At 37.0% G+C, this 11,010-nt stretch carries 9 protein-coding genes; 7 read left to right on the top strand and 2 right to left on the bottom strand.

Annotated features, from left to right (window positions below; translation table 11 throughout):
- The first annotated feature begins 46 nt into the window (after nucleotides 1–46).
- The 5 genes from DPQ31_RS25795 (at nucleotide 47) to DPQ31_RS25815 (ending at nucleotide 6,759) form a co-directional block, all read left to right on the top strand.
- Nucleotides 47–931 carry a D-amino-acid transaminase gene (locus DPQ31_RS25795; RefSeq protein ID WP_208731194.1) on the top strand — a complete coding sequence of 295 codons (885 nt, stop codon included), beginning with the start codon at nucleotides 47–49 and terminating at the stop codon, nucleotides 929–931.
- Between the two features lie 210 nt (nucleotides 932–1,141).
- The gene (locus tag DPQ31_RS25800) at nucleotides 1,142–2,866 is read left to right on the top strand and encodes an SH3 domain-containing protein (protein ID WP_208731195.1); all 1,725 of its coding nucleotides are present in this window, start codon (nucleotides 1,142–1,144) and stop codon (nucleotides 2,864–2,866) included.
- 366 nt (nucleotides 2,867–3,232) lie between these two features.
- Nucleotides 3,233–4,444 (top strand): NupC/NupG family nucleoside CNT transporter, encoded by a 1,212-nt coding sequence (locus DPQ31_RS25805; protein ID WP_001051031.1) that lies wholly within the window; start codon nucleotides 3,233–3,235, stop codon nucleotides 4,442–4,444.
- Nucleotides 4,445–4,705: 261 nt separating this feature from the next.
- The gene (locus DPQ31_RS25810; protein WP_000794326.1) at nucleotides 4,706–5,461 is read left to right on the top strand and encodes a diguanylate cyclase domain-containing protein; all 756 of its coding nucleotides are present in this window, start codon (nucleotides 4,706–4,708) and stop codon (nucleotides 5,459–5,461) included.
- Nucleotides 5,458–6,759 carry a glycosyltransferase family 2 protein gene (locus tag DPQ31_RS25815; protein WP_000988737.1) on the top strand — a complete coding sequence of 434 codons (1,302 nt, stop codon included), beginning with the start codon at nucleotides 5,458–5,460 and terminating at the stop codon, nucleotides 6,757–6,759. Before DPQ31_RS25810 ends, DPQ31_RS25815 begins: the two co-directional genes overlap by 4 nt.
- Before the next feature lie 146 nt (nucleotides 6,760–6,905).
- Here the strand turns inward: DPQ31_RS25815 and DPQ31_RS29455 are convergent, their stop codons facing one another.
- Both DPQ31_RS29455 and opuD read right to left on the bottom strand, forming a co-directional pair.
- Nucleotides 6,906–7,040 (bottom strand): hypothetical protein, encoded by a 135-nt coding sequence (locus DPQ31_RS29455; protein WP_000833064.1) that lies wholly within the window; start codon nucleotides 7,038–7,040, stop codon nucleotides 6,906–6,908.
- A 383-nt stretch (nucleotides 7,041–7,423) separates the two neighbouring features.
- Nucleotides 7,424–8,941 (bottom strand): glycine betaine transporter OpuD, encoded by a 1,518-nt coding sequence (gene opuD, locus DPQ31_RS25820; RefSeq protein WP_001230123.1) that lies wholly within the window; start codon nucleotides 8,939–8,941, stop codon nucleotides 7,424–7,426.
- Between the two features lie 676 nt (nucleotides 8,942–9,617).
- On the opposite strand from opuD, the gene DPQ31_RS25825 reads away from it, so the two are divergent.
- Both DPQ31_RS25825 and DPQ31_RS25830 read left to right on the top strand, forming a co-directional pair.
- Nucleotides 9,618–10,496, top strand: coding sequence for a cell wall-binding protein EntA (locus tag DPQ31_RS25825; protein WP_000733305.1), 879 nt, complete (start codon nucleotides 9,618–9,620; stop codon nucleotides 10,494–10,496).
- An 84-nt stretch (nucleotides 10,497–10,580) separates the two neighbouring features.
- Nucleotides 10,581–10,883 (top strand): DUF3910 family protein, encoded by a 303-nt coding sequence (locus DPQ31_RS25830; protein WP_001102519.1) that lies wholly within the window; start codon nucleotides 10,581–10,583, stop codon nucleotides 10,881–10,883.
- Nucleotides 10,884–11,010: the final 127 nt, after the last annotated feature.

Consider the following 11,010-nt stretch of genomic DNA (forward strand, 5'->3'; position numbering starts at 1 on the left):
AGCTCGATTAATCAAAGTTTCACCTTACTTCAGTACTTACGAAAGGATGGGATGGAAATTGGCATATGAAAGATTTGTACTTTGGAATGATGCAGTTATTGATACAACAAAACAAAAAACATACATAGAACTAGAAGAAAGAGGCTTGCAATTTGGAGATGGTGTCTACGAGGTAATGCGGCTCTACAACGGAAACTTTCACTTATTAGATCCGCACATAACAAGACTATATCGCTCCCTAGAAGAAATAGAATTATCGCTCCCTTTCTCAAAAGCAGAGCTCATCACCTTACTTTACAAACTCATTGAAAGTAATAATTTCTACGAAGATGGAACCATTTATTTGCAAGTATCTCGCGGTGTACAAGCTCGTACTCATGCATTCTCATATGACATTCCCCCGACAATCTATGCCTATATCACAAAAAAGGAAAGACTGGCTTTATGGATTGAATATGGTGTACGTGCTATATCAGAACCAGATACTCGCTGGCTTCGCTGTGATATTAAATCATTAAATTTACTACCAAATGTATTAGCTGCTACGAAAGCTGAACGCAAAGGTTGTAAAGAAGCCCTTCTCGTACGAAATGGTATTGTAACTGAAGGTAGCCGTTCCAACTTCTTTTTAATTAAAAATGGAACACTCTACACACATCCAGCCAATCATCTTATTTTAAACGGAATTATTCGTCAGTATGTCCTTTCTTTAGCTAATACTCTTCACATTCCTGTACAAGAAGAACTTTTTAGCATTCGTGACGTTTACCAAGCCGATGAATGTTTCTTTACAGGCACGACGATTGAAATCTTACCGATGACTCACCTTGATGGAGCTGCGATTCAAGATGGTCAAGTTGGCCCCATTACAAAAACAATACAAAAATCATTTTCTCAAAGCCTTTTAAAATCGAACACACCATCTTCTTAAATACGAATAATTACCATCCCCTCTAATGTTAATATATGTATTTAAATCAAAATCAAGGTAGAAATTCATACCTTGATTTTTTCTTGTAATCTTTTTGTCACATTCAGTTTCCCGCATAAGTCTTGACAGTAATCGACATGCCTTTTAGAATTTTTAATAGTTGGTAAATTTTTCTTCACTACATTACAGACAGAAAGGAATCGACAAACTATGAAAAAATACCTTGCCGGTCTTGCCGCAGTTTCTGTAGCAGGAGGAGCAGCACCTACACTTGATAGTGTGCAAGCTGCCCCGGAACAAAATACACAAAAAGCTGCTACACAAACTGTACAAGCTTCTGCACCTAACACTTCATCTTACACGGTAAATGCTGATGTATTACATGTTCGTGCAGGATCAAGCACTTCTCAAGATATCATCTCTCGTGTTTATAACGGTCAATCATTAGACGTGATTGGCGAAGAAAATGGTTGGTTCAAAATTAACCATAATGGAAAAACTGGCTTTGTCAGTGGCGAATTTGTATCAAAAAAGGGAGCAACTAATTCCAATGTAAGTACAACAGGTGGAAAGAATAAAGTTACTGCCGATGTATTACGTGTACGTACGGCTCCTAACACTTCTAGTTCTGTTTCAGGACGCGTGTATGAAGGACAAACATTAAACGTAATTGGTCAAGAAAATGGTTGGGTGAAAATCAACCACAATGGACAAACTGGTTACGTTAGTGGCCAATTCGTATCAGGTGTTTCTGCAAATACAGGAGCTACAAACGATACGAATCAACAAACTGTACAACCAGCAAGCGGAAACTATACAGTAAATGTATCTTCCCTTCGTGTTCGTACAGGTCCTAGCACTTCTCACACAACTATAGCTTCTATTACAAAAGGACAAGTAGTACAAGTTGTTGGCGAAGTTCAAGATTGGTTCAAAATCAATTATGCAGGACAAGCTGCCTACATAAGTAAAGACTACGTAACAAAGGGCGGTTCTAACGAAAACGGTTCACAAGGCAACAATCAAAACAATAACGTAACTGTTCAAACTGGTGGTACTTACGTTGTTAACGCAACGTCTCTACGTGTTCGTACAGGCCCTGCTGCTTACCATAGTGTAATTGGCGGCGTGTTAAATGGTACAACATTAAACGTAGTTGGATCTGATGGTAGCTGGTTTAAAGTTAATTACCAAGGAAAAACTGGTTTTGTGAGTAGCGAGTTTGTAAAATTCGTTAAAGGTGGCACTGCTACTCCTGAACAACCAAAACAACCTGAAAAACCTAACCAAGGTGCAATTGGTGACTACTACATTAATGCTTCTGCACTAAATGTACGTAGTGGCGAAGGTACAAATTATAGAATCATAGGGGCACTTTCACAAGGACAGAAGGTGCAAGTAATCTCTGAAAACTCTGGATGGAGTAAAATTAACTATAATGGCCAAAATGGTTATATCGGAACACGTTTCCTATCTAAAACACCAGTTGGTGGTGCAGTAGATAAGCCTAACAACAATAATAATCAAAATAACAACAATCAAAACAACAACAACAATACAGGCAACAACAGCGGTGACACTTCTTCTCTACTTGCATACGCGAAATCTATGCAAGGTGTACCATACGTTTGGGGCGGTACTTCTGCTAACGGTGTTGACTGCAGTGGTTACATCTACCACGTATTTAAGAAATTTGGTCATAACATTAGCCGTCAAAGTGTTGCAGGATATTGGAGCAGCTTACCGAAAACTTCAAGTCCACAACCAGGCGACTTAATTTATTTCCAAAACACTTATAAAGCAGGTCCTTCTCATATGGGAATTTACCTTGGGGGCGGATCATTTATCCAATCTGGAGATAAAGGTGTAGCAATTGCTTCACTAAGTAACTCTTATTGGAAGAGCCACTTCTTAGGTTATACGAAAGCACCTTAAGTTATAGTTTCAGAGCCTTCTAGATTACTAGAAGGCTCTTTTTAAAAAAAACTCTATATAGTAATCCCCTTTCGTTCTTTCTCCACACAAAAATTATGCGTTCATTTTCCTATTTCGTACACTATATTCTATAAAAATCACTCAAAACGTTATCACAATGAATATATTCCCACAAAAAACATAACCTATTTCATGTCTATTCATTTCATATGTGTTTTTTTGAAGAATTTTCTTTTTATTTAAACTTTTCGTTAGACGTTTGACCTCCGATGTCCATTATGATAAGTTACTTAAGATGTTATATTCGCAAAAGTATAGACAACTGGTTTATACACTTTTTTACTATGAGGAAGGAGCATACACTGCATGAATCTTTTATGGGGAATTGGCGGCGTGATTGGAGTATTAGCAATTGCTTTTTTACTATCTTCCAACCGCAAAGCTATTAATTGGCGCACAATTTTAATCGCGCTAGCATTACAAATGTCATTTTCATTTATCGTATTACGCTGGGATGCTGGTAAAGCAGGTTTAAAACACGCTGCTGATGGTGTTCAAGGATTAATTAATTTTTCTTACGAGGGAATTAGGTTCGTTGCTGGGGATTTAGTCAACGCAAAAGGCCCTTGGGGATTTGTCTTCTTTATTCAAGCACTACTTCCAATTGTATTTATTAGTTCATTAGTAGCAATCTTATATCATTTCGGTATTATGCAGAAATTTGTTAGTGTCGTTGGTGGTGCATTAAGTAAACTTCTTGGAACTTCTAAAGCAGAAAGTTTAAACTCAGTAACAACTGTATTTTTAGGACAAACTGAGGCACCAATCTTAATCAAACCTTACTTAGCACGCTTAACAAATAGTGAGTTCTTCACTATTATGGTAAGTGGTATGACGGCTGTTGCCGGATCAGTTCTTGTCGGCTATGCAGCGATGGGAATTCCGTTAGAACACTTATTAGCAGCAGCAATTATGGCAGCTCCATCAAGTTTATTAATTGCAAAACTAATTATGCCGGAAACAGAAGAAGTAGATAATAACGTTGAGCTTTCTACAGAACGTGAAGACGCAAACGTTATCGACGCCGCTGCACGTGGTGCATCTGAAGGTATGCAACTTGTTATTAACGTAGCAGCAATGTTAATGGCTTTCATCGCATTAATCGCTTTATTAAATGGATTATTAGGATGGGTTGGTTCTTGGTTCGATATTAAACTTAGCCTAGATTTAATCTTCGGTTACTTATTATCACCATTTGCAATCTTAATCGGGGTTTCTCCAGGTGAAGCTATACAAGCAGCAAGCTTTATCGGTCAAAAACTTGCAATCAACGAATTCGTTGCATACGCAAACTTAGGACCACATATGGCAGATTTCTCTGCAAAAACAAATCTGATTTTAACATTCGCAATCTGTGGATTCGCAAACTTCTCTTCTATTGCAATTCAATTAGGTGTAACTGGAACGTTAGCTCCTACTCGCCGTAAACAAATTGCACAATTAGGGATTAAAGCAGTTATCGCTGGTACACTAGCGAACTTCTTAAACGCAGCAGTTGCAGGTATGATGTTCCTATAAATTTATATCAAATCTCCTCTTTCCATAGAGGAGGTTTTTTTGTATGTATAAATATATTTTTATATATACAAAATACTTTATGATGAAATATAAAAACATTATGATACAATAATTAGTAAGTCTGTTTATTTTTTCTTGTGCAAGGGAGATACTACTTCATTTTGTTCTATTAAAAAAGAATTGCAGTTACATGGTCTAATCCTTATTAATTGCGCATACTACAAGTATCCTTGCCTGAATTACCTTTAAGGAGGAACGTTTGTGAAAAATAATTTCTATAAAGTCTTCTCTATGTGGATTTTACAAATTTTATTTTATTTTACAACTGTACATGTGACGCATTATGAGCATGCTCTCATTTTTACAATTATATATGTAATCGTTAATGTACTATTTCTATTTTTGCCTGATAAAACCGCATTTGTTTTCTTCATATTGGGAACCATTATTTCGGTATTCTATTTATTCTATCAAGCGTGGCTTTACTTATGGAGTACATCAGATCAATGGGAGTACATTATTACTCACTTCCTGATGGTAGCAAACTTCTTCATTGTTTATATCTCAACACATCTATTAAAGAAAGTTATTCATGAAAATAAAGAATTAACTGAACGTGTGAGAACGCTAGAACAATACATTGGAGAATCAAAATTATTAACGAGACAAGAATTCGAAAGAAGACAAGCATTATTAATAACTGCAATGAATCGTCGCAATGAATCAGGTATTATCATTTACTTCGATTTTGCTTCCTTTAGTAAATACACGAAAGAAAGCGTCATGGACCGTGTAGCTTCATTATTAGTTGAAACGGTAAGAAATGACTTTGACCTTGCTGCTGAATACGATAGCAATACACTGGTTATTTTACTACAAAACACAAATGAAGCTGGTGCTAACATTGTAATGAACCGCCTACAGCCAAAAATGGGGCAATGGCTTGCTGCTGAAGCAATTCAAGATATAAAAATTTCGCGAGAGCAAATCGGAAGTAAAGGACCGACATTATTATGATGACGCTTGTTATACTCCTTTTATTTCTTTTATTCTGTGTACTCGTTTTTTGGATTAGCATCGCATTTTCAATTAAATACGTACTTATTTTTACAGCCTTTCTATTCTCTGGCTTACTCGTTTATTATTCTTTCTTAACACTCGCAGGCTTAATTCACCGAAATAGTAAACGAAAAGATCGTACGCTAGAACATTATCCGAGCGTTGATATTTTAATACCCGCCCATAATGAAGGGGTCGTTATTAAAGATACGTTAGAGGCGATGGCAAAGATTGAATATCCAGGCAAACTAACTGTTTATTTATTAAACGATAATTCTCAGGATGAAACACCTGAAATTGGTGATGACTTTGACAAAGCTTATGCTCATATCCGTCACATTCGTGTCCCGCCTGGTGAACCAAAAGGAAAATCACGTGTATTAAACTATGGGCTTAGTATTTCGGATGGTGAATATTTCTGCGTTTACGATGCAGACAATCAACCTGAACCACATGCTCTGCGAATGCTTGTCGAACATGCTGAAACAACCAAAGATGCCGTTGGGGCTGTTGGACACGTTCGTACAGTCAATGAAAACAGAAACTGGCTGACACGAATGATTTCACTAGAGTTTCAAATCTTCCAGCTCCTTATGCAATCTGGACGCTGGTTACTATTCCAAACAGGTTCACTAACAGGAACGAACATGCTTCTTCGTCGCTCTGCCTTAGAAGAGCTTGGTGGCTATGATCCTTATGCAATTGCAGAAGACGCTGAATTAACATTACGAATTACACAAAAAGGCTATCTCTTACCAATCGTTCCAGAATCGATTACATGGGAACAAGAACCTGAGCATTTAAAAATTCTTATTAAACAACGTACACGTTGGCTCCAAGGAAACCTCTATATTTTAGAAAAGATGTTTTCTTCATTAAGTTTCTTTAAAGGGAAACTTCTTGTCCATTCCTTACAGCAAGTGTTAGTGTATGTCGTATTTTGGCTATTTTTAATCATTTCAAACGTTTGGTTTGTCATTGGACTACTCGGGATATTCCAGATTCAATATAGTATTCCGTTACTATTTATGTGGTATGTTGCATATATTACATATGTTTCGCAATTATTTAGTGCCCAGAGCGTCGAACGAACCTTTACACCGACGAATATTTTTATTAGCGTCATCATGTACTTTACGTACGCACAGCTCTTCACGTATTTATTTATTCGCAGTCTAATCTTATACTTACGTGCAAAGAGCAAGAAACAAGTCATCGGCTGGGATAAAACCGTTCGATTCAAAAAAGATAAATAATAAAAATAAGCACAGAGCGCCGTATGCTCTGTGCTTATTTATTGCCGTATAAATTATATATCAGACAATACCCCTTAGCTGAAAGTAATTTCACGTCCATCCCCCAACGAACGATCGACCTTCATTTATATACGAAAAAGTGATTGCTATTTTTGTAGAACCAATTGCTTCTCTTGCTGATCTTTGCGCGTTTCAGTCTTAGGTTCCGTGCTTTCTTGCACATTTCGATGTGCCACACGTTTCAAACAAATATGCTTCCACTTTCTTTCGTAACGTTTCATTATTCTAGATGTCCCCCTTGAATGCGCTTTAAAACTATTTGAAATCGCTTACAGGAAATAATATAGCACATATACATAAAAGTGACAACACATTTCCGACATATTTTTGACAAAAATATGAATAGAATTCATAAAATATCGAATGTTGTCGAAAGTTATCATTTTTTCTTCGTATAAAAGGCATACTACTTATATAGTACAGTATTTTATTTCCCTGATTTGTATTTAAAATCTCTTCTATATAAAATGAAACTTTAATCAGTGGGGCTTTTTTCATCCCCCACTTAACTTCTTTGCTTTAGCTGAATTTTGAGGTGGGTGTCTTATTGCCACAAATAGAGGGATAAAAAAGGGCTGATATGAAATCAGCCCTTTTCCTTCTATTATTTATGTTGCTTCATACGTCCTTCTTTTTGCAATTCTTTAAATAATGCTGCCATCATAAAGAAAATAACAAAGACGAATGGGAATGCCGCAATAATAGCTGCCGTTTGCAATGCTTCTAATCCGCCAACATATAATAAGGTAGAAGCTATCGCGGCTAGAACGATACCCCAAACCATTTTAATGCGGTTCGGTGGATTTAAACTACCATGCGTCGTTAACATTCCTAAAACAAACGTCGCAGAATCTGCTGATGTAATAAAGAATGTTGCAATAAGTAGAATACCTAAAACTGATAAAGCTGATCCAAAGCTACCCATCTGATCGAACATAGCGAATAATCCTACTTCTGTTCCCATCTCTTTCACTTTGTCGAAGATATGCGCATCACCAAACAGCTCCATATGAATACCAGTCCCGCCGAAAACAGAGAACCAAAGTGCACCAATTACGGTCGGAACAAGTAACACACCAATAACAAACTCACGAATCGTACGCCCTCGTGACACACGAGCAATAAATGTACCTACGAATGGTGACCATGCAATCCACCATGCCCAATAGAAAATTGTCCAAGACTGGATCCATTGATTTCCGCCTTCATCCAATGGACTTAAACGGAAACTCATGCCTGGCAATTCCTGAATGTAAGAACCAATCGTTGAAGTGAAGTAATTCATAATAAAGTTTGTTGGACCTGCAAATAATACAATTATCATAAGTGCAAATGCCAAAATAATGTTCGTATTACTTAAATATTTAATTCCTTTATCAAGACCGGTTTGCGCAGATAACATGAAAAGAACTGTTACGATTGCGATAATAACTAACTGTGTCGTTAATGAATTAGGGATAGATGTTAAATAGCTAACACCACCTGCAATTTGTTTTGCCCCAAGACCTAATGATGTCGCAACACCAAACACAGTCGCGAACACAGCTAACACATCAAATGAATGAGCAATACGCCCATGTTCCCCGCCCTTAAATAACGGACCTACTGTCGCACTAATTGTACTTGCTTTTCCTTTTCTAAAAGTGAAGTACGCAATACATAACGCTACAAACGCATATAGTCCCCAAGGATGTAATCCCCAATGGAAAAATGAAAAACGCAGTGCAAGACGCGCACTTTCCTCAGTTGCACCATCTCCAAACGGAGGTGCGTATAAATGGTTTAATGGTTCCGCAACACCCCAGAAAACTAAACCGATACCCATACCAGCACTAAATAACATAGCAAACCATGTCATATAACTATAATCAGGTTCGTCATCATCTTTACCTAAACGAATAGAACCGTATTTCGAGACAATTAAAAAGATGGACACACCTAAAACGATAGAAACAGAAATAATATAAAACCATCCAAACTTACTAACTAGTGCAGTTTGAATTGCAGTTGTTACATTTCCTAGGCTACCTTGTCCAATAATAGATTCGGGAATAATCCCCCAAATTGTAAATGCAATACATAATGTTAATGAAACGATGAATGTCTTTGTCAGTTTCCTCATCAAATCCCCCTTCGTAGGTTTCACTTTTGTAAATAACATAAATTCCGATATGTTAAATCGGATAGAAAACTATAATTTTTGCGGTGATTTTCTTTCAAATCTCTTACTTTCACCTTCACCAATTAGAATTCTTATAGACAGCCTTACCTTCCGTATAACCTTTTCACTCTGCAAGAGCTACAAGGTAGAAATACTGCTGCCAAATTGTGCGAGAAAAATGCGGATGGGAATGTATTTTCCCAAAAAAGGATGTGTTACATATGTAAAAAAGGGCAAATTCCTTCCTTGCAACCTTTTCTTCTTGTAACAATTATGCGGTTTTTTTACTAGTATATAGCACATGTTTATAGCTTCACAAACGAAATGTTTATGTTTATATAACTATATTACCCATAAAACGGTAAAATACTCAAGGAATGTAACTGTATAGTAAACGTTTTGTAATACTCTCGTAACATTTTTATTTACGCCGAAAAAAATATGTTGTATTAAATATTTTGAATATAACTAGAAACCTACTAATCATATAGAATGAAAAACGCTTTCCTATATTTTTTGTTATATTACAGGATGTTAACGACTGATTACGAATGGTTTGTAATTGTGTGTTTTCCCCAAATCCGAAAAAATCTGTTGCTATAATGAGGACACGAAAACAAACGCAATGGAGGCTATCATGAAAAAATTAATTGGTATAGCAACAGCAGCAGTTTTTGGTCTTGGGATTTTCACATCATCTGCCAATGCAGAAACTGTTGTAACAACAGACGTACTAAACGTACGCGAAAACCCTACTACTGAATCAAAAGTTGTCGGTAAATTACTAAACGGTAATAAAATAGATGTTCTAAATACAGAGAACGGATGGTCAAAAATCACTTTAGATGGTAAAGACGCATTCGTAAGTGCAGAGTTCACAAAAAGCATCTACTACGTAACAGCTAACGTATTAAACGTACGTGCTGAAGCGAACACAAACTCAGAAATTCTTGGAACGTTGAAGAAGGACGATATGATCGAAACAACGAACCAAGTACAAAATGAGTGGTTACAATTTGAATATAACGGGAAAACAGCTTATGTTCATGTTCCTTTCTTAACAGGTACAGCACCTGTTATTGAGAAACAAGAAACACCAGCTCCTGCTAAAGCTGCAGCACCAGCTAAAGCTCAAGCACCTGTAGCACAAGCAAAACCAGCTGCTAAGCCTGCTGTGAAAGCTGCTGAAACTAGCGAACCTTCTGGTGGTCGTGAGTTAACAGTTGTAGCTACAGCATATACAGCTCACCCGAGCGAAAACGGTGGCACATATGGCGGCCGTGTATTAACTGCAATGGGTCATGATTTAACTGCGAATCCAAACATGAAAATGATCGCTGTTGACCCGAAAGTAATCCCATTAGGATCTAAAGTATGGGTTGAAGGTTATGGAGAAGCTATCGCTGGAGATACTGGTGGTGCAATTAAAGGTAACCGTATCGACATTCTACTTGGATCAGATAGCGCTGCCCAAAAATGGGGACGCAAAACTGTTAAAGTGAAAATTTTAAAATAACCAATGACTGCTAAATTACAGCCGGTTCTCTTTGTTGAGAGCTGGCTTTTATTTATTTATAATAGCTATGAGGAGGCTATTATCATGAATGTACAAGCAAAAGTAGACTGGATTGGTACACCAAAACCTTATATATATAAAGACGAAGTAACATATGATGCTACTTCCATTGATTTTTCACTCGCCGGCGATGACAATCGCTATAAATTAATTGTGCTCGGCCATGAAGGAAATATACATTACAAAATTGTACAATACGGGATAAAACCAGGCTCACAAAAGCCATTTCCTATCGATATTCCATTCGAACAAGCAATGCTACCGCTAGTCGAACAAATAGTAAATGATCCGTATGTACAAGCGACATTAAAGCAGACACGCTTCTGACCGCAAAAAGACTATCTCAATTACAAGAGATAGTCTTTCTTACGTTAACGAGTCGGACCAGATACTTCCCCTGGTTTCAACGTATTATTTGTACCAAGAGAATGATACAGCATCTTCCCATTCACAG

The sequence above is a fragment of the Bacillus sp. COPE52 genome (assembly GCF_003355115.1).
GTDB lineage: Bacteria > Bacillota > Bacilli > Bacillales > Bacillaceae_G > Bacillus_A > Bacillus_A toyonensis.